24 protein-coding genes and 2 pseudogenes are annotated in these 22,595 nt (G+C 42.5%); 23 read left to right on the plus strand and 3 right to left on the minus strand.

Going from position 1 to position 22,595, the window contains the following annotated elements; translation table 11 throughout:
- The first annotated feature begins 205 nt into the window (after positions 1-205).
- From Q4443_RS09195 to Q4443_RS09265, 15 genes are all read left to right on the plus strand, one after another.
- On the plus strand, positions 206-1,993 hold the full coding sequence (locus tag Q4443_RS09195; RefSeq protein WP_000196619.1) for a beta-galactosidase family protein: 1,788 nt from the start codon (positions 206-208) through the stop codon (positions 1,991-1,993).
- Positions 1,990-2,466 (plus strand): PTS system mannose/fructose/N-acetylgalactosamine-transporter subunit IIB, encoded by a 477-nt coding sequence (locus Q4443_RS09200; RefSeq protein WP_000156968.1) that lies wholly within the window; start codon positions 1,990-1,992, stop codon positions 2,464-2,466. Before Q4443_RS09195 ends, Q4443_RS09200 begins: the two co-directional genes overlap by 4 nt.
- Positions 2,467-2,492: 26 nt before the next feature.
- Positions 2,493-3,398, plus strand: coding sequence for a PTS mannose/fructose/sorbose/N-acetylgalactosamine transporter subunit IIC (locus Q4443_RS09205; RefSeq protein WP_049479223.1), 906 nt, complete (start codon positions 2,493-2,495; stop codon positions 3,396-3,398).
- Positions 3,385-4,206: a PTS system mannose/fructose/sorbose family transporter subunit IID gene (locus tag Q4443_RS09210; RefSeq protein ID WP_000185287.1), complete on the plus strand. Its 822-nt coding sequence runs from the start codon at positions 3,385-3,387 to the stop codon at positions 4,204-4,206. Before Q4443_RS09205 ends, Q4443_RS09210 begins: the two co-directional genes overlap by 14 nt.
- A 3-nt stretch (positions 4,207-4,209) precedes the next feature.
- Positions 4,210-4,614, plus strand: coding sequence for a PTS sugar transporter subunit IIA (locus tag Q4443_RS09215; protein WP_000045700.1), 405 nt, complete (start codon positions 4,210-4,212; stop codon positions 4,612-4,614).
- A gap of 104 nt (positions 4,615-4,718) precedes the next feature.
- Positions 4,719-5,885 (plus strand): SIS domain-containing protein, encoded by a 1,167-nt coding sequence (locus Q4443_RS09220; RefSeq protein ID WP_049479222.1) that lies wholly within the window; start codon positions 4,719-4,721, stop codon positions 5,883-5,885.
- A 10-nt stretch (positions 5,886-5,895) separates the two neighbouring features.
- Positions 5,896-6,891 carry a tagatose-bisphosphate aldolase gene (lacD, locus tag Q4443_RS09225; protein ID WP_025169605.1) on the plus strand — a complete coding sequence of 332 codons (996 nt, stop codon included), beginning with the start codon at positions 5,896-5,898 and terminating at the stop codon, positions 6,889-6,891.
- 133 nt (positions 6,892-7,024) lie between these two features.
- Entirely contained in the window at positions 7,025-8,062 is a 1,038-nt protein-coding gene (locus Q4443_RS09230; protein WP_049479892.1) for an aldose epimerase family protein, read from the plus strand.
- Positions 8,063-8,169: 107 nt separating this feature from the next.
- Entirely contained in the window at positions 8,170-9,024 is an 855-nt protein-coding gene (locus Q4443_RS09235; protein ID WP_049479893.1) for a VOC family protein, read from the plus strand.
- A gap of 303 nt (positions 9,025-9,327) precedes the next feature.
- Positions 9,328-9,900, plus strand: coding sequence for a hypothetical protein (locus tag Q4443_RS09240; RefSeq protein WP_303408310.1), 573 nt, complete (start codon positions 9,328-9,330; stop codon positions 9,898-9,900).
- A gap of 1 nt (position 9,901) precedes the next feature.
- The gene (locus tag Q4443_RS09245; protein ID WP_001226451.1) at positions 9,902-10,570 is read left to right on the plus strand and encodes a hypothetical protein; all 669 of its coding nucleotides are present in this window, start codon (positions 9,902-9,904) and stop codon (positions 10,568-10,570) included.
- A gap of 121 nt (positions 10,571-10,691) precedes the next feature.
- The gene (locus Q4443_RS09250; RefSeq protein WP_001226100.1) at positions 10,692-11,363 is read left to right on the plus strand and encodes a hypothetical protein; all 672 of its coding nucleotides are present in this window, start codon (positions 10,692-10,694) and stop codon (positions 11,361-11,363) included.
- A 2-nt stretch (positions 11,364-11,365) separates the two neighbouring features.
- Positions 11,366-12,028 (plus strand): hypothetical protein, encoded by a 663-nt coding sequence (locus Q4443_RS09255; protein WP_042901940.1) that lies wholly within the window; start codon positions 11,366-11,368, stop codon positions 12,026-12,028.
- A 78-nt stretch (positions 12,029-12,106) separates the two neighbouring features.
- Entirely contained in the window at positions 12,107-12,649 is a 543-nt protein-coding gene (locus Q4443_RS09260) for a DUF3592 domain-containing protein (RefSeq protein WP_042901941.1), read from the plus strand.
- A gap of 206 nt (positions 12,650-12,855) precedes the next feature.
- Positions 12,856-13,113, plus strand: a complete 258-nt coding sequence (locus tag Q4443_RS09265) for a metal-sensitive transcriptional regulator (RefSeq protein WP_002880547.1) — start codon at positions 12,856-12,858, stop codon at positions 13,111-13,113.
- A 222-nt stretch (positions 13,114-13,335) separates the two neighbouring features.
- Here Q4443_RS09265 and Q4443_RS09270 read toward each other — a convergent pair whose 3' ends face one another.
- The 3 genes and pseudogenes from Q4443_RS09270 to Q4443_RS09280 all read right to left on the minus strand — a co-directional run bounded on the left by Q4443_RS09270 (position 13,336) and on the right by Q4443_RS09280 (position 14,290).
- Entirely contained in the window at positions 13,336-13,632 is a 297-nt protein-coding gene (locus tag Q4443_RS09270) for a rhodanese-like domain-containing protein (protein WP_000450169.1), read from the minus strand.
- Positions 13,607-13,972, minus strand: a pseudogene (locus tag Q4443_RS09275) (rhodanese-like domain-containing protein); the annotation flags it as partial. The gene Q4443_RS09270 and the pseudogene Q4443_RS09275, both read right to left, overlap by 26 nt.
- Before the next feature lie 9 nt (positions 13,973-13,981).
- The gene (locus Q4443_RS09280) at positions 13,982-14,290 is read right to left on the minus strand and encodes a rhodanese-like domain-containing protein (RefSeq protein ID WP_000468869.1); all 309 of its coding nucleotides are present in this window, start codon (positions 14,288-14,290) and stop codon (positions 13,982-13,984) included.
- A 176-nt stretch (positions 14,291-14,466) separates the two neighbouring features.
- On the opposite strand from Q4443_RS09280, the pseudogene Q4443_RS09285 reads away from it, so the two are divergent.
- From Q4443_RS09285 to Q4443_RS09320, 8 genes and pseudogenes are all read left to right on the plus strand, one after another.
- A pseudogene (locus Q4443_RS09285) lies at positions 14,467-15,030 on the plus strand (sugar O-acetyltransferase).
- Between the two features lie 284 nt (positions 15,031-15,314).
- The gene (locus Q4443_RS09290; protein ID WP_049479897.1) at positions 15,315-16,562 is read left to right on the plus strand and encodes a carbohydrate-binding domain-containing protein; all 1,248 of its coding nucleotides are present in this window, start codon (positions 15,315-15,317) and stop codon (positions 16,560-16,562) included.
- 427 nt (positions 16,563-16,989) lie between these two features.
- Positions 16,990-17,706 (plus strand): ABC transporter ATP-binding protein, encoded by a 717-nt coding sequence (locus tag Q4443_RS09295; protein ID WP_042901944.1) that lies wholly within the window; start codon positions 16,990-16,992, stop codon positions 17,704-17,706.
- 1 nt (position 17,707) lies between these two features.
- On the plus strand, positions 17,708-18,790 hold the full coding sequence (locus Q4443_RS09300) for an ABC transporter permease (RefSeq protein ID WP_049479898.1): 1,083 nt from the start codon (positions 17,708-17,710) through the stop codon (positions 18,788-18,790).
- A gap of 39 nt (positions 18,791-18,829) precedes the next feature.
- Positions 18,830-19,453: a TetR/AcrR family transcriptional regulator gene (locus tag Q4443_RS09305; protein WP_000361929.1), complete on the plus strand. Its 624-nt coding sequence runs from the start codon at positions 18,830-18,832 to the stop codon at positions 19,451-19,453.
- A 273-nt stretch (positions 19,454-19,726) separates the two neighbouring features.
- On the plus strand, positions 19,727-20,491 hold the full coding sequence (locus Q4443_RS09310; protein WP_303408311.1) for a nucleoside phosphorylase: 765 nt from the start codon (positions 19,727-19,729) through the stop codon (positions 20,489-20,491).
- A gap of 33 nt (positions 20,492-20,524) precedes the next feature.
- Positions 20,525-21,904 (plus strand): TrkH family potassium uptake protein, encoded by a 1,380-nt coding sequence (locus Q4443_RS09315; RefSeq protein ID WP_213952353.1) that lies wholly within the window; start codon positions 20,525-20,527, stop codon positions 21,902-21,904.
- A gap of 13 nt (positions 21,905-21,917) precedes the next feature.
- Positions 21,918-22,583, plus strand: coding sequence for a TrkA family potassium uptake protein (locus Q4443_RS09320; protein ID WP_038806509.1), 666 nt, complete (start codon positions 21,918-21,920; stop codon positions 22,581-22,583).
- The last annotated feature ends 12 nt before the right edge of the window (positions 22,584-22,595 follow it).

Here is a 22,595-nt window from a genome sequence, read left to right on the forward strand (position 1 = left end):
AAAAATTCATTTGATGTTCTTGTGAATTATCATACATAAAAAGATCGTTTTCATGCTATTTTTAGATAATTTCGGTAAACGGTAAGTAAAAAAATAGAAAAATTTTAAATAATTTTCTAAAACCTATTGACAAATGCAAAAGATTTGATTATAGTTAATATTATAATAAATGAAAGCGCAAACTTAATTCGTCAGAGGTAATAACATGACCAGATTTAAAATTGAGGACGATTTCTATTTAGACGGAAAACCGTTCAAGATTTTGTCCGGCGCCATTCATTATTTTAGGATTCCAGCAGAGGATTGGTATCATTCTCTCTATAACTTAAAGGCGCTTGGCTTTAATACAGTCGAGACCTATGTGGCTTGGAATTTACACGAACCTGTTGAAGGGGAGTTTGATTTTGAAGGTGCCAGAAATTTGGAGAGATTTCTTCAAATTGCACAAGATCTAGGTCTCTATGCCATTGTACGCCCGTCTCCATTTATCTGTGCGGAATGGGAATTTGGTGGCTTGCCGGCTTGGCTCTTGACAAAGGACATGCGAATTCGCTCGTCCGACCCGGCCTACATCGAGGCTGTTGCTCGCTATTATGACCAATTATTGCCAAGGCTTGTGCCTCGCTTGTTGGATAATGGTGGAAACATTCTTATGATGCAAGTCGAAAATGAATATGGCTCTTATGGAGAAGATAAGTCTTATCTACGAGCAATTCGGAAATTGATGGAAGACCGAGGGATTGATTGCCCACTCTTTACTTCAGATGGCCCATGGAGGGCTACTCTGAAAGCCGGAACCTTGATCGAAGACGATCTCTTTGTGACAGGAAACTTCGGTTCTAAAGCTCCGTACAACTTTTCACAGATGCAGGAATTCTTTGATGAGCATGGCAAGAAATGGCCCCTCATGTGTATGGAATTCTGGGATGGTTGGTTCAACCGTTGGAAAGAACCCATCATCACTCGTGATCCTAAAGAATTGGCAGAAGCTGTTCGAGAGGTATTGGAGCAAGGCTCTATCAACCTTTACATGTTCCATGGTGGTACAAACTTTGGTTTCATGAATGGTTGCTCGGCTCGAGGAACTCTGGATTTGCCGCAAGTCACATCTTACGACTATGATGCCCTTCTCGATGAAGAAGGAAATCCAACTGCTAAATACTTAGCAGTCAAGAAGATGATGGCAACCCACTTCCCAGAGTATCCACAGTTGGAACCACTCTATAAGGAAAGCATGGAGATAGGGTCCATTCCATTGGTCGAAAAAGTTTCCTTGTTTGAAACCCTGGATAATCTCTCTAGTCCTACTGAAAGCCTCTATCCAAAAGCGATGGAAGAACTTGGTCAAAGTTATGGCTACCTTCTCTACCGCACTGAGGCAAGTTGGGATGCAGAAGAGGAACGTCTCCGTATCATCGATGGACGTGACCGAGCTCAACTCTTTGTAGATGGTCAATGGATTGCTACTCAATACCAGACAGAGATTGGTGAAGATATCTACTGTCAGGGCAACCGAGAAGGCTTTTCAGAGATTGACATCTTGATTGAAAATATGGGGCGTGTCAACTACGGACATAAGTTCTTGGCAGATACGCAACGTAAAGGAATTCGTACAGGTGTCTGCAAGGATCTACATTTCTTACTGAATTGGAAACAATATCCACTGCCACTGGATAATCCTGAGAAAATTGATTTTTCAAAAGGATGGACAGAAGGACAACCAGCCTTTTACGCTTTCGACTTTACTGTTGAAGAGCCGAAGGATACCTACTTAGACTTGTCTGAGTTTGGTAAGGGAGTTGCCTTTGTCAACGGGCGTCACTTAGGACGTTTCTGGAACGTCGGCCCGACCCTCTCACTTTATATCCCTCATAGTTATCTCAAGGAAGGTGCTAACCGCATCATCATCTTTGAAACTGAGGGCGAATATAAAGAAGAGATTCATTTAACTCGTAAACCTACACTAAAACACATAAAGGGGGAAAACTTATGACAATTGTAGGATGCCGTATTGATGGACGTTTGATCCACGGTCAAGTAGCCAATCTTTGGGCTGGAAAACTAAATGTTTCACGCATTATGGTTGTAGACGACGAAGTTGTTAACAACGATATTGAAAAGAGTGGTTTGAAACTTGCGACACCACCAGGTGTGAAACTCAGTATCTTGCCAGTTGAGAAAGCAGCAGCAAATATCCTTGCTGGTAAATACGATAGCCAACGTCTCTTTATCGTTGCACGTAAACCAGACCGTTTCCTTGGTTTGGTCGAAGCAGGTGTACCGCTTGAAACACTCAACGTCGGCAATATGTCTCAAACACCAGAAACTCGCTCTATCACACGTTCTATCAATGTGGTAGACAAGGATGTGGAAGATTTCCACAAACTAGCAGAAAAAGGTGTGAAACTCACTGCTCAAATGGTTCCAAATGATCCAGTTTCAGACTTTTTGAGCTTATTAAAATAGGAAAAAATTTTTAGGAGGTCATTGTTATGATACAATGGTGGCAAATTTTACTTCTCACTTTGTACTCAGCTTATCAAATCTGTGATGAGTTGACAATCGTTTCATCTGCAGGTTCCCCTGTATTCGCTGGTTTCATTACTGGTTTGATCATGGGAGATGTGACAACTGGTTTGTTTATCGGTGGTAGCTTGCAGTTGTTCGTTCTCGGGGTTGGTACCTTCGGTGGTGCTTCTCGTATCGACGCAACTTCTGGTGCGGTTCTTGCAACAGCATTCTCTATCTCTCAAGGTATTGATACAGATCTTGCGATTACAACAATCGCTGTACCAGTAGCAGCACTTTTGACATACTTCGACGTTCTTGGACGTATGACAACTACTTTCTTTGCACACCGTATTGATGCTGCGATCGAACGCTTTGACTACAAAGGTATCGAACGTAACTATCTTCTTGGTGCGCTTCCTTGGGCTCTATCTCGTGCCCTTCCAGTATTCTTCGCCCTTGCTTTCGGTGGAGAATTCGTACAAGGTGTTGTAAACCTTGTTAAAGAATACCAATGGGTTGCAGACGGTTTGACTCTTGCAGGTCGTATGCTTCCAGGTCTTGGATTCGCTATCTTGCTTCGTTACCTTCCAGTTAAACGTAACCTTCACTACCTTGCTATGGGATTTGGTTTGACAGCTATGTTGACTGTTCTTTACTCAAACGTACAAAGTCTTGGTGGAGCAGTTGCTGGTATCATTAGCACTCTTCCTGCTGAAGTTGCTGAAAAAATTGGCTTTGTTAACAACTTCAAAGGATTGTCTATGATCGGTATCTCTATCGTGGGTATCTTCCTTGCAGTTGTTCACTTCAAGAACAGCCAAAAAGTTGCTGTAGCAGCACCTTCTACACCATCAGAAAGTGGGGAAATTGAAGATGACGAATTCTAATTACAAATTAACAAAAGAAGATTTTAATCAAATTAACAAACGTAGCTTGTTCACTTTCCAATTGGGATGGAACTACGAACGTATGCAAGCATCAGGTTACCTATACATGATCTTGCCACAATTGCGTAAAATGTATGGAGATGGAACTCCTGAGTTGAAAGAAATGATGAAAGTTCATACTCAATTCTTCAACACTTCACCATTCTTCCACACAATCATCGCTGGTTTTGACCTTGCCATGGAAGAAAAAGATGGTGTGGGTTCAAAAGATGCGGTTAACGGTATCAAGACAGGTTTGATGGGACCATTCGCTCCTCTTGGAGATACTATCTTTGGTTCACTTGTACCTGCTATCATGGGATCTATCGCTGCAACAATGGCTATCGCTGGCCAACCATGGGGTATCTTCCTTTGGATCGCAGTTGCAGTTGCTTATGACATCTTCCGTTGGAAACAATTGGAATTTGCCTACAAAGAAGGGGTTAACCTTATCAACAACATGCAAAGTACCTTGACAGCTTTGATTGACGCTGCATCTGTACTTGGTGTCTTCATGATGGGTGCTCTTGTAGCAACAATGATCAACTTTGAGATTTCTTACAAATTGCCAATCGGTGAAAAGATGATTGACTTCCAAGACATCTTGAACTCAATCTTCCCACGCTTGCTTCCAGCAATCTTTACTGCCTTTATCTTCTGGTTGCTTGGTAAGAAAGGTATGAACTCTACTAAAGCGATCGGTATCATTATCGTTCTTGCAGTAGGTCTTTCATTCATCGGTAAATTCTTGCTTGGAATGGGCGCATAATTTATGAGTAAATCATTAATTTTGGTGAGTCATGGTCGTTTCTGTGAAGAACTTAAAGGTAGCACAGAAATGATCATGGGTCCACAGGACAACATTCATGCAGTGGCTCTTCTTCCAGAAGATGGTCCAGAAGAATTTACTGCAAAATTTGAAGCTGCTATCGAAGGGTTGGATGATTTCCTAGTCTTTGCGGACCTTCTCGGCGGAACACCTTGTAACGTGGTAAGCCGTTTGATTATGGAAGGCCGCGACATTGAACTCTACGCAGGGATGAATCTTCCAATGGTGATTGAATTTATCAATGCAAGCCTTACAGGTGCAGATGCGGATTATAAGAGCCGTGCTGCAGAAAGCATCGTAAAAGTCAATGATTTGTTAGCGGGCTTCGATGATGACGAAGATGAATAAGATGTGACTTAGAGCATCTTATATAGAATATACATGGGAATGGGAGTCACTCCCATTCCCATATTTTCAATAGGAATGAAACAACAATAGATTAGAGGAACTCTATGCTAAATTACACAAAAGAAGAATTACTTGAACTGGGTGCAGAAATCACGACTCGTGAAATCTACCAACAGCCTGATGTATGGAAAGAGGCTTTTGAAGCCTATCAAGCAAAACGAGAAGAAATTGCAGCATTCCTACAAGGGATTGCTGATAAACATGACTATATCAAGGTTATCTTGACGGGTGCTGGTACTTCTGCTTATGTGGGAGATACCTTGGTACCATTCTTTAAGGAAGTCTATGATGAACGCAAATGGAATTTCAATGCCATTGCGACAACTGATATTGTTGCCAATCCAGAAACTTATTTGAAAAAAGATGTGGCGACTGTCCTTGTTTCCTTTGCTCGTAGTGGGAATTCACCTGAAAGTGTGGCGACGGTTGATTTGGCCAAAGCCTTGGTGGATGACCTCTATCAAGTGACCATTACATGTGCTGCAGATGGTAAATTGGCTCTTCAAGCTCATGGCGATGAGCGCAATCTTTTGCTCTTGCAACCAGCTGCTTCCAATGACGCTGGATTTGCCATGACTTCTAGCTTTACGTCCATGATGCTAACAGCTCTCTTGGTCTTTGATCCTACAGAATTTGCTGTGAAAGCTGAACGTTTTGAAGTTGTATCTAGTCTTGCCCGTAAAATTCTAGACAATGTAGCAGATGTCAAAGAGCTGGTTGACCTTGACTTTAACCGTGTTATCTACCTGGGCGCTGGTCCTTTCTTTGGACTTGCTCATGAAGCTCAGCTCAAGATTTTGGAATTAACAGCTGGTCAGGTGGCGACTATGTATGAAAGCCCAGTCGGCTTCCGTCACGGTCCAAAATCTCTTATCAATGAAGATACCGTTGTTTTGGTCTTTGGTACAACGACAGACTACACTCGCAAGTACGACTTGGACTTGGTTCGTGAAGTGGCTGGTGACCAGATTGCTCGTCGTGTTGTGCTTTTGAGTGATCAAGCCTTTGGTCTTGAAAATGTCAAAGAAGTGGCTCTTGGCTGTGGTGGAGTCTTGAACGATATTTACCGTGTCTTCCCTTACATCGTATATGCTCAACTCTTTGCCCTTTTGACTTCGCTTAAGGTCGAAAACAAACCAGATACACCGTCTCCTACAGGTACCGTAAACCGTGTGGTACAAGGTGTGATCATTCATGAATATCAAAAATAAGGAAGTGTCTATGAGTAAATTACAATTAAGTCCCAATAAAGTAGCTTGCTTGCAAAAACTCTCTGACGAGAATGGCATTATCTCAGCTCTTGCCTTTGACCAACGTGGTGCTTTGAAACGCCTCATGGCTCAATACCAAACAGAAGAACCAACAGTTGCTCAAATGGAAGAACTCAAAGTTTTGGTTGCAGATGAATTGACAAAATACGCATCCTCTATGCTTCTCGACCCTGAGTATGGTCTCCCAGCTACAAAAGCGCTTGATGCCAATGCTGGTCTTCTCCTTGCTTATGAGAAAACAGGATACGATACAACAAGCACCAAACGCTTGCCAGACTGCTTGGACGTTTGGTCTGCAAAACGTATCAAGGAACAAGGTGCAGATGCTGTTAAGTTCTTGCTTTACTATGACGTAGACAGCGCTGACGAACTCAACCAAGAAAAACAAGCCTACATCGAACGCATCGGTTCTGAGTGTGTGGCGGAAGACATTCCATTCTTCCTTGAAATCTTGGCTTACGATGAAAAAATCGCTGACGCAGGTTCTGCAGAATACGCAAAAGTAAAACCACACAAGGTTATTGGTGCTATGAAGGTCTTCTCAGACCCACGCTTCAACATCGATGTCTTGAAAGTGGAAGTTCCAGTTAACGTCAAATACGTTGAAGGATTTGGTGATGGTGAAATCGTGCATACACGTGAAGAAGCAGCAGCCTTCTTTAAAGCGCAAGATGAAGCAACAAATCTTCCATACATCTACTTGAGTGCAGGTGTGTCAGCTAAACTCTTCCAAGAAACCCTTGTCTTTGCCCACGAATCAGGCGCAAACTTCAACGGAGTTCTTTGCGGCCGTGCAACCTGGGCTGGATCAGTTGAAGCCTACATCAAAGACGGTGAAGCAGCAGCTCGTGAGTGGTTGCGTACAACTGGATTTGAGAACATTGACGAACTCAACAAGGTTCTTCAAACAACAGCGACTTCATGGACTGAACGTGTGGAAGCATAAAACAAGTATAGAAGAACCCCCTTTTGTTAAGGTTTTCTGACAAAGGATTTTGAAAATAAAAACTACAACCATAGATGGTGAGACACTCTCTATGGTTTGTTTACTTAAGAGAAATGGATCAAAGGAGAGAAGAATGAAAGCATACACAGAGCGTGTATTTGGAAATCATGAGGGCAAGGATGTCTTGGCTTATCGCTTTGAGACTGATGGTGGTTACCAGCTTGAAGTTATGACTTATGGTGCGACCATTTTGCGCTATGTTACACCTGACAAGGCTGGGAATTTTGCCAATGTGATTTTGGGCTTTGATGATTTTGATAGCTATGTAGGCAATAGTCCCAAGCATGGAGCAAGTGTAGGTCCTGTAGCGGGCCGTATTGCAGGTGCGACATTTGAGCTCAATGGCCAGACCTATAAACTTGAAGTCAACAACGCTAGCAACTGTAACCACAGTGGTTCAACAGGTTGGGATTCAAGCTTGTTTGAATTGGTAGAGGTGAGCGCCCATGGCTTGACCCTCTACACAGAGCGTACAGATGGGACGGGAGGATTCCCTAGTAATCTCAAAATCTGGATCAGCTATCACTTGGAAGAAAGTGGTGCCTACGAAATCAGCTATAAGGTGACGACAGATCAGGATACGCTTGTCAATCCAACTAATCACAGCTACTTCAACTTGTCTGGTGATTTCACGCAGACAGTTGACCGCCATGTCTTCCAGCTAAATACCGAGGGCATTTACCCAATTGCTCCGGACGGTGTTCCGGCTAAGACCCCAGACGCTACTCGTGATGTGGTTAAACATATCTACAATGGAGCTTTGCTGAAGGACATCTTTGCAGAGGAAGATGAGCAAATCCAGTTGGTATCTGGTTTGGATCACCCATTTGCTCTTCCTGCGGGTCATGACAATGCTGGTTTCCTTTATGACCAACACTCAGGTCGCTTCTTACTTTTCAAGACAGAGGCCCCTTGCTTTGTGGTCTACACAGCAAACTTTGTGGATGAGAGTGTCATCATCGGAGGCCAGCCAATGGTGCAACACAATGGGATTGCCCTTGAAGCGCAAGCTTTACCAGATGCCATTCACAGTGACCTCAAAAACCAAGTCATTCTCAAAGCAGGGGAAACTTTCACCAGCAAAACTCGCTACGAGCTTGTTGTAAAATAAAAAGAAGAGCTGGTTTCCAGCTCTTTTGAGTTGTCTTCGTTGACATTTTATTTCAATAGTGTATAATTGATGTAATCGATAAAGTTACAACAAAAAGGAGACACCTTATGACTTATGCATACCAAAGCCACATTTACCTAGCAGAGGCGGTTTTAAATGTCAAGGATTTGACGAATCAAACGGCTTTTTATCACCAGATTATTGGCTTGGAGATTTTATCCCAAACAGAGACAGAAGCGATTTTGGGACTTGATCGAAAAGCCTTGGTTCACTTGATTCAGGCAGAAAAGGCTGGCGAAGTAAGGGAGCATTATGGGCTCTACCATCTGGCGATTTTGTTGCCGACACGAAAAGCCTTGGCAGATGTCTTGAAACACCTAAGTGATTTGCGGATTCCTCTGGTCGGGGGTGCAGATCATGGATACAGTGAGGCTATTTATCTAGAGGATTTGGAAGGAAATGGCATTGAACTTTACCGTGATAAGCCAGTTTCGTCATGGGATATTCGAGAAGACGGCCGCATTATCGGTGTGACCGAAGCCCTTGCGGCACAGGACATCTATGAGTTAGGAGAAAAGGTGGATCCCTTTATCCTAGCTGAAGGGACGAGAATGGGGCATATCCATCTATCGGTGAAGGATAGTCACGCAGCAAGTCAGTTCTATCAAAAGGTGTTAGGGCTAGAGGATAAATTTAGCATTCCTAGTGCTAGTTGGATAGCGGCTGGTCAGTACCATCACCACCTGGCTGTCAACGAATGGGCTGGAAAAGGGCTAGCTCCGCGTGAGCAAGGCTTGCCAGGCTTGGCCTACTATGTCCTTGAGGTCGAAAGCAAGGAAGAGCTCCTAGACATCGTTCAGCAAGCACGAGAGCTAGAAGCACCGATCAAATGGCTAAATTCGAGTGAGTTGGATCTTGTAGACCCAGACGGGATTGTGACCCGTATTCGCTTGGAACGATGAGATGAGGAAAACGCATCATATACATAGAAAAAGGCGGATAAGTTCACATTCTGTTTTTAGAATGCGGACTTGTTCGCTTTTTTATGGAATGACGAAAGCTTTCTTGGCTCTGGCAAAGGCATCTGCTGGGGATATTTTCCCTTTTCTGGGGGTTCATGCTATAATACTAATAAACTTTTCTTTCTCTAGGAAGGCAAACGCCGAAAATCGGCTAGAATGCTGGCAATCGTTGTCACGATGCTTTTAAGAGAAAGTAGAACTTTGTTTGAACATCCGTATTGAGTTTAGGAGACGAGAAATAAGATGGACACAAGTGTAAAAAATTTAATCAGTATGGGCCCTCTGGAGGACTATTTTATCTATTATGATCTGAAGAATCAAGTATTCTACGGTGTAAAACAAGGCATGAATTATTTAGCCATTGCAGCCCCTATTGCAATCCATTCCTTGCAACGGCTGTCAAAGTTGCTCAACCAAACCTTTGGAGATGTCTCCTCCCCTTTCAATCTGATTTTCTTTATCCTGATGTCTCTGTTTTTAGTTTTCGGGACCATTCTCCTTGCCAAATCTACCCGACGCAACATGAAGACAGATAGATTTAAAAAAGTCCGGCTCACAAAAGCCAATATCAAAACACTTAGGAGAAAATCTAGGGCGTTGACAGTAGTTGGCTACATTTTTGTTTTAATAACGATTTTTTCAGCCTATCGTTATCTGACTGTTTCTGATTTTCAATTTTTACTTATGTACATGTTAGGGATTGGTATTCTTACATATATAGTTTATGATTTTCGGATGAAAACACGCAAACGACTGTTCAAAGAGCTGATAGAGACATTACAGGACGATAGCCGAGGAAAAGAGGGAGAAATGTAAGATGAGAAAAATCATTTATATAGGCCAAGGAAACCTGCAATCCGTCTACTATAACACAAGGACGAGAGAGGCTTTAACGACAGAATCTAGCACCGTTTCAGAAACCGACGGTGCCATCAGTTCAAAGAAATCCAAGTGGCCTTGGGTTGTCTTCTTTATTTTCTTGCTAGTTGCTATTATCGGTATTTGGCTTCGTTCCTTGCTAGCGCCCTTTAGATTGAGTGAGTGGATGGCACCTATCCATCTAGCCGCTATCCTTTTCGTTTTTATCGGAAGTGTTTATGGATTTGAAAAACTGTTCTACAGTGGGGCTAAGTCGCTTGTCCCAGCAAGTGAAGAGCAGTTTAAAGAAGCAGTTGAGAGTAGTAAATTTTGGAAAAAATCTCCGGATAAGGAACCAACAGTCGATAAAATCATCTTGTATTTATTTGTTATCCTCGTTCTTCTATTTGTTTTTGTTATTGTTGTGTTCTTTGCCATACCTGGGACCTTCATTCCCTACTATGAACATGAATGGTTTGAGCCGTCGATGTTCATGGTGCCAATCGGAGCAACGATCGTCCCAATTAGTGTCGTACTGCTCTTGTTCCAAAACAACCCAATCCGCTGGCTCTTAGCCGTACGAAAATACAAGCAGGGGAAAGTATTATTTAGGGAAGAGAAGAACTAGAAACACGAGAGAAACGCTATTACCATTACCAGTGGTTGGTGATGGTGATGTTTTATCAACAACCTATGATAAAATTGAAGTTTCTGATTATAGTGATTAGTGAAAACTGTGGTGATTTTATATGAGAAAAATAATTTTTATTGGACAGAGCGGTGATAAGGCCGTTTACTATAATACGCGAACAAAAGAGGCTCTTGTAGCAGATAAGAGTGCCTTGTTAAATACAGAAGGGGCTAGGAGATCGAATAGGGGGATTGCTCCTTTAATTGCTATATTCTCTTTGTTAGGTTTACTCGGAGGATTTGTTGCAATACCAATTTTCTCAGGCCTTCGTTATAATAGTGGGATGGTTCCTATTTTTATTCTTTGTCTTTCCTTTATCCTATTTGGATTTATATGGATGATGGAAGTCGCCTTATATAAAGGAGTGAAACGAGTCCAAGGAGCAACAAAGAAAGAGTTTAAAGAAGCAGTTTATTCAAATTTGTTCTGGGAAAATTTTAGTGAGAAAAAAGCGACGTTTGCGAAAATGTTGGCTTTTATGATTGTCATGCTACTAGTTTTTATGACTACTATAGTAATATTTGCTGCTGCAATTCCGGGCACTATTGACTCATTCAATAAGCAAGAGGCATTTGATATACAAATCTTTTTCTCGCCTTTAGCAGGTCTCTTTCCTGCCTTGTTGTACCTTTTCTTATTCCAAAACAACCCAATCCGCTGGCTCTTAGCTGTGCGAAAGTATGAACAGGGGAAAGTAATATTTAGGGAAGAAATAGAAAAGAGGGAATGATAATGTCACAAGAGAGATATTTGCAAATCAAAAAAGAGCATCAAGTTCGTAAGTTTGTGGGGCGTTTCCTCTTCATTCTTCTCGCTATACTCGATGTTCTACTGGTATCAAGTCATTCCAATTATGTCCCGCTTGTAACGGTGGCTATGGTAACGATTGTGCCTTTTAATCATTTTCTACTTGCTCCTCTTAGGAGACAGAAAAAAGCCATAGAAAAAGAGCATCCAGAATGGAAAACACTCAGTACAAAGGGAGTAAAGGTTCCCTCGGCTGAAGCCAATAAAAGAACCTTGGCTGGCATTGGGATCTTGATGGCCTTGCTGTTGTCTTTTGGGCTATTCTATAAACCTGTGAAACAGCCGAACGACCAAGTAAACAAGCCGCCTAAGCTTGATTCTAAAACGCCTGAAACGTCCAAGCCTTCTGAGTCTGAGTCGTCTAGCTCCTCTAAGGCCAAAGAATCCAGTTCCTCAGAGTCGAAATCCTCGTCTTCGACTGAACAAAGTTCTAAAACCGAAAGTTCAGGAACAAAGCCGTCAAAAAGCGAATCCAATAATCCATATTACCAGATTCCAGGACTTACTGATGAACAGGTGAGAGATATCATATCAAAATCTGTGAAAGATTTGAGAGAAAAACAGTCAAAAGAAAAATCCGAAGAGTAGACTCGAGGGATTCGATACCGATTCTGGACGAGTGAGTTCTTTGGGATTTTATTCTATAGAATAACAGGAGGAGTTCATATGAATAAAGAAGTGATTGGTTTGATAGTTGGGATCATCGTCATCTTCCTATCTTTTGTATTTGTATGTGGGACCTTTCTCTACCTCTATCTTCGAGATCAGAAGTTGGTCCGCCTTGCCCAGTCATCCGTACAGGGAACAGTTATCGGATATAGCCGTTTTCGTGAGGGGTATCCACCTATCGTCGAATACACGGTGGATGGGATTACTTATAAGAAAACCTTGCAGTATTTTATGTTCAAAACGGTCACGACTCCGTGGGGTCCTACTAAAGTTTCAAATGATTATACAAGAGAAGATATGCTAGCGTCTTCGATCACTCGCTACAGCAACTCCTTTGTTTCCTTCAAACGATTGATGCAGACCCATTTCCCCCTTCATTCGGAGCTGACGGTCTGGTACGATCCAGACAAGCCGAACAGGGCCTATGTCGAACGTTACAGCGGGATGGACAAGTTTTACAAGTGGTTTGGTATCGGATTTGGTCTGGCTCTAGTCCTAGTCTATGGGATAGTGATCCTTGCCTTTTTGTCCAAGATATAAGGCATAAAAGTCAGTTGGTTAATGGGCAACTTTATTTCCCATCAAGCTTCAAGGAGGACAGAGTTTCTTTTCCATTTTCATGCTCACCTATCTTTTCTATCTGATACAGAGGAGAGGTTGCCTCCTACAAATACAGACAGGAAGTGAATTTTGACAAAGCCCCTTATTCGAGATATAATGAAGAAAAAGTGACCAAGGATAAATCAATGACAAACTCAAAGTATATCACACGCCTGAAACGTTCAGAGGGCCAGTTGCGTGGGATTCAAAAGATGATTGAAGAAGATCGTGACTGCGCAGATATTGTTACGCAGTTGACAGCAGTGAAATCTAGCGTTGAGCGCGTGATTGAGATGATCATTACTGAAAATCTCACTGACTGCATCAACCAACCATTAGATGACCCCGAGGCTCAAAAGGAACGCCTAGAAAAGGCCATCCGATACCTGATTAAACGGAAGTAAACTAATTTGCTATTGATAAACAATGCAGACAAAGTCATTTAAGTCTATTTCGATAAAAAAATCATGTCAGACAAACGGATGAGTTCCCCCAATACCAATGAGAAAACCTCTTTTTAGATACCATCAATGTGTTTCGTTTTTTAGAAGCGACGGGCTACGAGCCCTATATCAGTGGGTTGCAGAAATGAAAAAACCGATTAAGTTCCTTAATCGGTTTTTTGCTTATTCTACTTGACCGGGCCAAGCATTCATACCACCTTCTACATTGATAACGGTGAGGCCTTGGGCGCTTAGAAATTCACAAGCAGATGCGGAACGGACTCCACCTTGACAGATGACATGATATTCCTGGTCAGGTTTGAGTTCTTTGTAACCTTGCTCCAAGGTACTTAACGGAAGATTTCTTGCTCCTGGTGCATGTCCTGCTTGGAATTCATGCACCTCACGTACATCGATAAGGTTTAGATTTTCATTTAGGTATTTTTCATAAAAGTCAGCCATGCTGATACTCGTTTCCATATTCGACTCCTTCTGGATTAGCCATTTTATATAGTGAATAAGCGCCATCAAGGTTTTGGACGGCAAATCCTGCCTGCTGGAGGATACGCTCTGTGATATAGTTGCGCAAAACGCTGTGGCAGCTAAGGATGTAGGCTTGGTTCTTGTCTGGTTCACCCAAGATCTCCCTTAGTTCATTTAGGGGTTATGGATGGTATCGACCTTGGGTAGCTCCCCTGAAATTCGCCACTTGTCCGCACATCTAGGGATTATTTGCCCTTAGTCAGATCGTCTTCGAGCGGACACCTTGGATATTGTCGCTCAGACCTTCGATAAGGTTCAAGGCTGTGTAGCCAATTATTTTATACTTCTAGATGACCTTACCTGTCCAAGCGCTCATACCGCCTCGGACATTGATGACATCGTAGCCTTTTTTCTTAAGCTTTTTCGCAGCTAGTTTGCTTCGTACACCAGAATGACAAATGACATAGAGTGTTTCTTTTGTCGCTGGTGTGTAAGAACCGATTTCCGTTAAAGGAACATTTTTGGCATTTTTGATATGACCTCTACGGAATTCCATAGGCGTCCGAACATCCAGTAGCTGAATCGGTTCCTTAAGTTTAGCTTCTAACTCGCTGGTAGAAATACTGTCAATTTTTGTAAATAATAAGTGAAACATAGGCACCTCCACATATACCCTTATGGGGTATATTAAACCATGAAGTCAAGCTTTTGTCAAGCAAGTTGTTTTGACTTAGGAGAGGGATTCGTTTCGAGAGTCTAGAAAGCAGGCCATTCTTGACCTTTCGGAGGCTTTTTGATATGATGGGGCCAAAGTAAGTATGAGGTGATAAGATGGCTAGCGAATACCAGAAAATGATAGCAGGGGAGCCTTACCGTCCGTCGGACCCAGAATTACGGGTCTTGGCGCAGGCTTCTCGCCAAAAACAGGCTGCCTTTAACAAGGAAGAGGATCCCTTGAAGGGAGCTGAAATCATCAAGACTTGGTTTGGCTCAACTGGGTAAAATCTCTATGTCAATCCACGTCTGGTGGTCGATTATGGGGTCAATATCCATCTAGGGGAAAATTTTTATTCTAATTGGAACTTGACCATGCTGGATGTTTGTCCGATTCGCATTGGGAACAACGCTATGCTTGGCCCCAACTGTCAGTTTTTAACCCCACTCCATCCACTGGATCCGCATGAACGCAATTCAGGGGTCGAATACGGCAAGCCCATCACCATTGGAGATAATTTCTGGGCTGGAGGTGGGGTTATTGTCCTTTCTGGGGTGACATTAGGAAATAACGTGGTGGCAGGAGCGGGGGCCGTGATTACCAAGTCCTTTGGAGACAATGTCGTCCTAGCTGGCAATCCTGCGCGTGTTATCAAGGAAATCCAAGTAAAAGAAAACTAAAAAGAACAGCCTGGGCTGTTCTTTTTATGAGCTTTAGTCTTATAAATTTTTCTTCTTTTTGGCTTTCTTGGTCAAGGAGGTATCGCACTGGGGAATCTTGGTTTAAAAAATCTATTAAAGGTATTTTAGCGTTCAAAAATTGTTTTTAGCAGTCCTTTCTAAAAATTACTAGGCGAAATCTAATCCAAACTAAATTTAAGGAAACTTTCAGAAAAGTTTTAGTTTTGTTTCAGGAATCTTCTGTAGACTGTCTAGCTATATCATACGAAGGAGAGGAAAAAGGTATGAAATCAAAAAACTGGACCCTACTCGCAACGAGTTTAACGGCAATGGTGCTGATGGCAGCATGTGCCCAGTCAACAACTACATCCACTACCAATGAAACGACAAATAGTTCTACAACAACTGCAACAAAGACAAACCAATCATCCTATTTTACAGAGAAGGACAATGATACTTCTTATGATGAAAGCACAGCTTCTAAGATTGAGCTATCTGGCTCATCAGCAAACATCTCTGGAGATGGGGTGACAGTCTCTGAATCAACAGTGACCATTACAAAATCTGGGACTTATGTGATTTCAGGTCAGTCTGACGGAGTGCAGATCAAGATCGAGGCAGATAAATCGGCAGATGTTCACCTAGTCTTAAAAGGTGTCACCATGACCAATACCAATGCAGCAATTTCTGCGATATCAGCCGGTCATGTCTACCTGACTCTGGTAGAGGGAACTACCAACAGTCTCTCTGACTCAAGCTCCAACAGCGACGAAAAAGCCGACGCAGCTCTCTTTTCTAAGGTGGATTTGACCATCAATGGGAAAGGAACTCTCAATGTAGATGGCAAGAAAAACAATGGTATCAAGGCTAACGACACCCTCCACATCACGGGTGGAACCTATAACATCACAGCAGTTGGCGATGCCTTTAATGTCAATGATGAACTCAATATCACTGGTACGACCATGACCATTGATGCCAAAGAAGATGGGGTCAAGGTGGACAATGACGAGGACACTTCAGTCGGGACCATGTACCTATCCAACAACGACATCACCGTTACAGCAGGAGATGATGGCATCCACGCATCAGGTGATTTGGTTATCGATAGTGGTACCTACACCGTCAAGAATTCGACAGAAGGACTTGAAGGTAAGTCAATTACTATCAACGGTGGGGACATTACCATCTATTCGACAGATGATGGAGTTAATGCAGCCAACAAAAACGCCCAACAGAATGAAATCTTCTTCACCATGAACGGTGGGAACCTGACAGTAGAAGTTGGTCAAGGGGATACAGATCCAATCGACTCAAACGGCAATATCACGGTCACAGGCGGAACCATTAAAATGACTGGTCAAACAGGTTTTGACTTTGATGGAACAGCGACCTACACAGGTGGTGACATCTATCTCAATGGTGAAAAACAAACGGAAATTGTCAATTCTATGCCTGGAGGCGGTGAACCAAATGGAGGCCCTCAAGGAAATGGTGGTCCTGGCGGTCCAGCCCCTGGTGGACAAGGATAAACAAAAAATCTCCTTTCTCGAAAGAGAAGGGAGACTTTTTGTGTTTGAGAGATGGATTGTAGCTAAAACAACTCCCAATTAGGTCTTGAAAATTTCTTAGTCTGTTTCATATAAAAATGAGTAAAATGAATTTCCATCGCCAAGGTCATTAGAGTTGCGATAGCAATGACGATGGTAGGATTGGCTGAGAAAAGTAGAGGAAGAATAGGCCTTTAAAAAGTGGACAGGAAAGACCATTTCGGAGTATAGAGAGGAAGTTCAAAAACATTTTTAGAAATAAGACATGTGCATCATAAACATCAGATACGAATCTGGTGTTTTATTTTTTTAAAGAATTTAACCCTTTCTCTTGACAAGTGAGTGATTACTCACTATAATAGCTTCTGTGATTTAAAAAGTGAGTACCCACTCACCTAGGAGGAAGCATATGAAAAAATTGCTACATTTACAAGATTTAGTAAAATCTTTTGACCAACAAATAGTTCTGAATCATGTCAGCTTTGAATTGCAGCTAGGAGAAATTATAGGATTAATTGGTCCGTCTGGTGCTGGTAAATCAACTATGATTAAGACTACGTTAGGAATGGAAAAGGCTGATGGAGGCCTAGCTTTAGTGTTAAATCACACTATGCCCAATCGTCATATTTTAGGAGATATTGGCTATATGGCCCAATCAGATGCTTTATACGAGTCCTTGTCTGGTCAAGAAAATCTGGAATTTTTTGGTCAGCTAAAGGGGCTTTCTAAAAAAGACCTAAAGGCGGAAATTGCTCATATAGCTCAAGTAGTAGATCTGACAGACTACTTAAACAAGGCGGTATCTGGTTATTCTGGAGGAATGAAACGGCGTTTGTCTCTTGCTATCGCGCTGTTGGGAAATCCTCAACTCTTGATTTTGGACGAACCGACAGTTGGAATCGACCCTTCTCTTCGAAAGAAAATCTGGAAAGAATTATTCGCGCTTAGAGACAATGGGGTAGGGATATTAGTTACTACCCATGTTATGAATGAAGCAGAGTTGACGGATAAGGTCGGCTTATTATTAGGCGGAAAAATCATTGCTTTTGATACACCGCAACACTTAAAAGAAAGTTATCAAGTTTCAAGTATTGAAGAAGTATTTTTAAAAGCAGAAGGTGAGTAAAATGAGAACAATAGCGATTGCAAAAAAAGTCATCAAAGAATTACTTCGTGACAAACGAACTCTAGCCCTGATGTTTATAGCACCTGTTTTTATCATGTGGTTGATGAACCTCATGTTTTCAGCTAGTACAACCGTGAATGTCAAGTTAGCGACACAAGATCTACCAACTGGTTTGGTAACGAAAATGGATGAGCTTGATCATGTGGACATCGAGACTTATCAAGACTTAGATCAGGCCAAAGAAGCGCTAGCAAATGAAAAAGTCGATGCTGTGATTTCTTATAAAGACGGTGAGTATCAGGTCGACTACGCAAATACAGATGCCTCCAAGACATCTATGATACGACAAGTGTTACGAACAAGTATCGCCAGTGAAGGCACCGATCAGTTACTATCTCGTGTCAAACAAGCTCTTCCACAATTGGACTCGGACGCAAAAACACCAGAAATCAAGGAGTCTTATCAGTATGGAGATGAAAATACAAGCTTCTTTACCAGTATGATTCCGGTTTTGATAGGTTTTGTAGTTTTCTTCTTTGTCTTTTTGATTTCAGGTATGGCGCTTTTGAAAGAGCGCACCAGTGGAACACTAGAACGTTTGTTAGCAACACCAGTGAAACGATCTGAAATCGTCTATGGCTATATGTTGTCTTACGGTATTATTGCGATTTTTCAAACGGCAGTTGTCGTCTTAGCAGCAATTTGGCTACTAGATGTAGAAGTTGTAGGAAGTATTTTAAATGTTATAATAGTTAATGTGGTACTGGCTCTTGTAGCACTAGCTTTTGGAATTCTCTTGTCTACTCTAGCAAAATCAGAATTCCAAATGATGCAATTTATTCCTCTCGTGATTATGCCCCAACTTTTTTTCTCAGGAATTATTCCATTGTCATCCATGGGAGAATGGGCTCTAACTGTGGGGAAATTTTTGCCATTAACCTATTCTGGTGATGCAATAAGCCAGATTATTCTTTACGGGCACAATCTTGGTGATATTTTGCCAAATCTTGGTGTTTTAATGATTTTCTTGATCATTTTAACAATTCTCAATATTGTTGGATTACGTCGTTATCGTAAAGTTTAGAAATCAACATAAATAATGCTAAAAAGGTGTGAAGATTAGATGGATAAGACTGTTTTTGAATCGTTTGAAGATTACTTAGAAGAAGCGAATTACCCTCAAGGAAAGAAAAAAATCATGCAGGCAGCAGTGGATCTCATATCAACTAGGAGTTACCATGGGACCTCAACTCTTCACATAGCTGAGCGTGCTGGACTAAGCCAGGCAACTTTGTTTAAGTATTTTAAGACGAAGGATGATCTACTGACGGCTATTTTACATCCTGTAGTCCCAAGCATTTTCGGTAGTTTTTTTGAGGAACTCTTAGCTTTTGAAACGACAGAAGAGAGGGTTCGTTATCTCGTCCACGATCGTATGAGCTATCTCAAAAAAAATCGTGCTTTGATGAAAATCATTCTGCAGGAGAGTTTTTCAAATAAGAAACTAAAAAATGAACAGATTTTTATCTGGAATGCTATTCAAGATAAACTTCGAGTGCTTCATAAGGAATTGCTAGCAGATCCACGTGTAAATCCAGAGATAACGATTCCTCAAATGGTTCGTATTTGTGTTGGTCCATTGTTGGCTTACTTCGCTCAACTTTATATCGTTAGCGACAACGGAGAAATAAAGGAAGAGGACCTAGACTTATTAGAAAAACAGATTTTGGGTGCTTTGTGGAAATAGGGGAGTTCTAGAGGAGCTAAGATTTATTTACTTGACTTTCAAACAAGCTAAAAAAGACATGTTCTGCTTATTTCAGATTCATGTCTTTTTTGTTGTTGGATTTGGTATGTGTTTATAAGTCCTCAATCATTTTGCCAAAACAGAAACCGACTTCTCCAGCGGTGCAACGATTTCTCAAGTGTATGGAAGAGGAGATTTCTGGATTGATAAAGACAACTCCTTGACACTTCGTCAGCTTTTGATACAATAGTACAAAATTAGAGGAGGTGGGCTATGATTCAGAAACATGCGATTCCCATTTTAGAGTTTGACGACAACCCCCAGGCGGTCCTTATGCCAACGCATGAGGGATTGGACTTAAAGTTGCCAAAGAAGTGTATCTATGCATTTTTGGAGGAGGAGATTGACCGCTACGCCCAGGAAGTAGGGGCGGATTGTGTTGGTGAGTTCGTTTCGGCCACCAAGACTTATCCAGTCTACGTCATCAACTACAAGGGTGAGAAGATTTGTCTGGCCCAGGCGCCCGTTGGTTCTGCCCCAGCTGCCCAGTTTATGGATTGGTTGATTGGCTATGGTGTGGAGCAAATCATTTCCACTGGAACCTGTGGTGTCCTAGCCGATATAGAGGGAAATGCCTTTCTCGTCCCTGTTCGCGCTTTGCGAGATGAGGGGACCAGCTACCATTATGTAGCGCCTTCTCGTTATATGGAGATGCAGATTGAGGCTGTCTCTGCCATTGAGCAAGTTTTGGAGCAAAGAGGCATTCCTTATGAGGAAGTTATGACCTGGACGACAGATGGTTTTTACCGAGAGACGGCTGAAAAGGTTGCCTATCGCAAGGAAGAAGGCTGCGCTGTTGTGGAAATGGAGTGCTCGGCTCTTGCGGCAGTGGCTCAGCTACGTGGTGTTGTCTGGGGAGAATTGCTCTTTACTGCAGATTCCTTAGCGGATCTGGACAACTACGACAGTCGTGACTGGGGCTCAGAAGCTTTTGATAAGGCACTCGAACTCTGTCTTGCCATTGTGCACCACATGTGAGTGTTCTTACTGTTTTTATGGTAGAATGTAGTTATGTTATTCAAATCTTTTTTGGAAAAAATCAAGACGACACTGGGACGCTTGTCGCCAGCCCGTCGCATCTTTTTAAGTTTTGCCCTAGTTATCTTCCTGGGTTCGCTCCTTTTAAGCCTCCCCTTTGTGCAAGCAGAAACGTCACAAGCGACCTACTTTGACCATCTCTTTACGACCGTGTCAATGGTCTGTGTGACAGGGCTCTTCACTCTGCCAGTGGCTTCGACTTATAATATCTGGGGCCAGTTGATCTGTATGCTCTTGATCCAGATTGGCGGTTTGGGTCTCATGACCTTTATCGGAATCTTTTATATCCAAGGCAAGCAAAAGCTCAGTCTTCGTGGTCGTGAGACTATTCAAGAAAGTTTCAGTTATGGAGAAACCCAGTCTCTAAAGGATTTCATCCGTTCAATCTTTCTGACGACGTTTCTAGTGGAAGGGCTCGGAGCCTTTCTCTTGAGTTTCCGCTTTATTCCTGAATTTGGCTGGGGACGAGGGATTTTAACCTCTATCTTTTTGGCTGTTTCAGCTTTTTGCAATGCTGGATTTGATAATTTTGGGAGTACGAGTTTGGTAGCCTTTCAAACGGACCCCTTGATCAATCTAGTGATTGCAGGTTTGATTATCACGGGTGGTCTAGGATTTATGGTCTGGTTTGACCTAGCGACCCAGTTTGGGAAGAAGAAAAAACGCCGTCTTCGCTTTCATACCAAGCTGGTTCTCTTTTTAACGGCGGGAATTTTGCTCTTTGGAACCGTATCGACTTTGTTCATCGAGTGGAACAATCCTGGAACGATTGGAAATCTCAGCGCTCCAGAGAAATTGCTGGTTAGTTTCTTTCAGACCGTCAGCATGAGAACGGCAGGTTTTGCTTCCATTGACTACACTCAGGCTCGACCAGTTACCTTGCTGATCTACATCTTGCAGATGTTTCTGGGCGGGGCACCTGGAGGGACAGCAGGGGGGCTCAAGATTACGACCTTCTTTGTCTTGTTGGTCTTTGCTCGTAGTGAACTATTGGGCTTGCCTCATGCTAATGTGGCTCGGAGGACCATTGAACCCCGAACCGTACAAAAGTCTTTCAGTGTCTTTATTATCTTCTTGCTGACCTTCTTGCTGGGCTTGATCCTGCTAGGAATAACAGCAGAGGGAAATCCGCGCTTTATCTACCTCATGTTTGAGACCATTTCAGCCCTTGCGACAGTTGGAGTGACGGCAAATTTAACTCCGGAGTTAGGTAAGTTAGCCCTCAGCATCGTTATGTTGTTGATGTTTATCGGTCGTATTGGTCCCTTGACACTACTGGTCAGTGTAGCGGAATACCAGCCAGACAAGAAAGATACGATTCACTATATGAAAGCAGATATCACTATCGGATAAGAAAGGAAAAACGATGTCAGATCGGACAATTGGAATTTTAGGCTTGGGAATTTTTGGGAGCAGTGTTTTGGCTGCCCTAGCCAAGCATGACATGAATATCATTGCTATTGATGACCACGAGGAACGCATTAATCAATTTGAACCAGTGTTGGCGCGTGGAGTAGTTGGAGATATCACGGATGAAGAACTCCTTCTATCAGCGGGGATTGACACCTGTGATACCGTAGTTGTCGCAACGGGGGAAAATCTGGAGTCCAGTGTTCTCGCGGTTATGCACTGCAAGAGTCTAGGAGTGCCGACCGTCATTGCCAAGGTCAAAAGCCATACAGCTAAAAAGGTGTTGGAAAAAATTGGTGCAGACGCAGTTATTTCACCAGAGTTTGAAATGGGACGCTCATTGGCACAGACCATCCTCTTTCATAACAGCGTAGACGTCTTTCAGCTAGACAAGAATGTATCGATTGTCGAGATGAAAATCCCCCAATCATGGGTAGGTAAAAGCCTCAGTCAGTTAGATTTGCGTGGGCGATACAACCTCAACGTACTAGGTTTTCGTGCCTACGAAAATGCTCCTCTGGATGTCCAATTCGGACCTAATGACCTCTTGCAGGCAGATGCCTACATCATGGCCGTCATTAATAACCAACATTTGGACACCCTAGCTGAACTGAGTGAGTAGGAGAGGAAGGGT

The organism is Streptococcus sp. GP0011 (assembly GCF_030546305.1).
In the GTDB taxonomy this organism is placed as follows: domain Bacteria; phylum Bacillota; class Bacilli; order Lactobacillales; family Streptococcaceae; genus Streptococcus.

Bases quoted from the DNA above. Each gene is read 5' to 3' on its own strand.
- Q4443_RS09195 (WP_000196619.1), top strand. From the start codon at position 206: ATGACCAGATTTAAAATTGAGGACGATTTCTATTTAGACGGAAAACCG.
- Q4443_RS09200 (WP_000156968.1), top strand. From the start codon at position 1,990: ATGACAATTGTAGGATGCCGTATTGATGGACGTTTGATCCACGGTCAA.
- Q4443_RS09205 (WP_049479223.1), top strand. From the start codon at position 2,493: ATGATACAATGGTGGCAAATTTTACTTCTCACTTTGTACTCAGCTTAT.
- Q4443_RS09210 (WP_000185287.1), top strand. From the start codon at position 3,385: ATGACGAATTCTAATTACAAATTAACAAAAGAAGATTTTAATCAAATT.
- Q4443_RS09215 (WP_000045700.1), top strand. From the start codon at position 4,210: ATGAGTAAATCATTAATTTTGGTGAGTCATGGTCGTTTCTGTGAAGAA.
- Q4443_RS09220 (WP_049479222.1), top strand. From the start codon at position 4,719: ATGCTAAATTACACAAAAGAAGAATTACTTGAACTGGGTGCAGAAATC.
- lacD (WP_025169605.1), top strand. From the start codon at position 5,896: ATGAGTAAATTACAATTAAGTCCCAATAAAGTAGCTTGCTTGCAAAAA.
- Q4443_RS09230 (WP_049479892.1), top strand. From the start codon at position 7,025: ATGAAAGCATACACAGAGCGTGTATTTGGAAATCATGAGGGCAAGGAT.
- Q4443_RS09235 (WP_049479893.1), top strand. From the start codon at position 8,170: ATGACTTATGCATACCAAAGCCACATTTACCTAGCAGAGGCGGTTTTA.
- Q4443_RS09240 (WP_303408310.1), top strand. From the start codon at position 9,328: ATGGACACAAGTGTAAAAAATTTAATCAGTATGGGCCCTCTGGAGGAC.
- Q4443_RS09245 (WP_001226451.1), top strand. From the start codon at position 9,902: ATGAGAAAAATCATTTATATAGGCCAAGGAAACCTGCAATCCGTCTAC.
- Q4443_RS09250 (WP_001226100.1), top strand. From the start codon at position 10,692: ATGAGAAAAATAATTTTTATTGGACAGAGCGGTGATAAGGCCGTTTAC.
- Q4443_RS09255 (WP_042901940.1), top strand. From the start codon at position 11,366: ATGTCACAAGAGAGATATTTGCAAATCAAAAAAGAGCATCAAGTTCGT.
- Q4443_RS09260 (WP_042901941.1), top strand. From the start codon at position 12,107: ATGAATAAAGAAGTGATTGGTTTGATAGTTGGGATCATCGTCATCTTC.
- Q4443_RS09265 (WP_002880547.1), top strand. From the start codon at position 12,856: ATGACAAACTCAAAGTATATCACACGCCTGAAACGTTCAGAGGGCCAG.
- Q4443_RS09270 (WP_000450169.1), bottom strand. From the start codon at position 13,632: ATGGAAACGAGTATCAGCATGGCTGACTTTTATGAAAAATACCTAAAT.
- Q4443_RS09280 (WP_000468869.1), bottom strand. From the start codon at position 14,290: ATGTTTCACTTATTATTTACAAAAATTGACAGTATTTCTACCAGCGAG.
- Q4443_RS09290 (WP_049479897.1), top strand. From the start codon at position 15,315: ATGAAATCAAAAAACTGGACCCTACTCGCAACGAGTTTAACGGCAATG.
- Q4443_RS09295 (WP_042901944.1), top strand. From the start codon at position 16,990: ATGAAAAAATTGCTACATTTACAAGATTTAGTAAAATCTTTTGACCAA.
- Q4443_RS09300 (WP_049479898.1), top strand. From the start codon at position 17,708: ATGAGAACAATAGCGATTGCAAAAAAAGTCATCAAAGAATTACTTCGT.
- Q4443_RS09305 (WP_000361929.1), top strand. From the start codon at position 18,830: ATGGATAAGACTGTTTTTGAATCGTTTGAAGATTACTTAGAAGAAGCG.
- Q4443_RS09310 (WP_303408311.1), top strand. From the start codon at position 19,727: ATGATTCAGAAACATGCGATTCCCATTTTAGAGTTTGACGACAACCCC.
- Q4443_RS09315 (WP_213952353.1), top strand. From the start codon at position 20,525: ATGTTATTCAAATCTTTTTTGGAAAAAATCAAGACGACACTGGGACGC.
- Q4443_RS09320 (WP_038806509.1), top strand. From the start codon at position 21,918: ATGTCAGATCGGACAATTGGAATTTTAGGCTTGGGAATTTTTGGGAGC.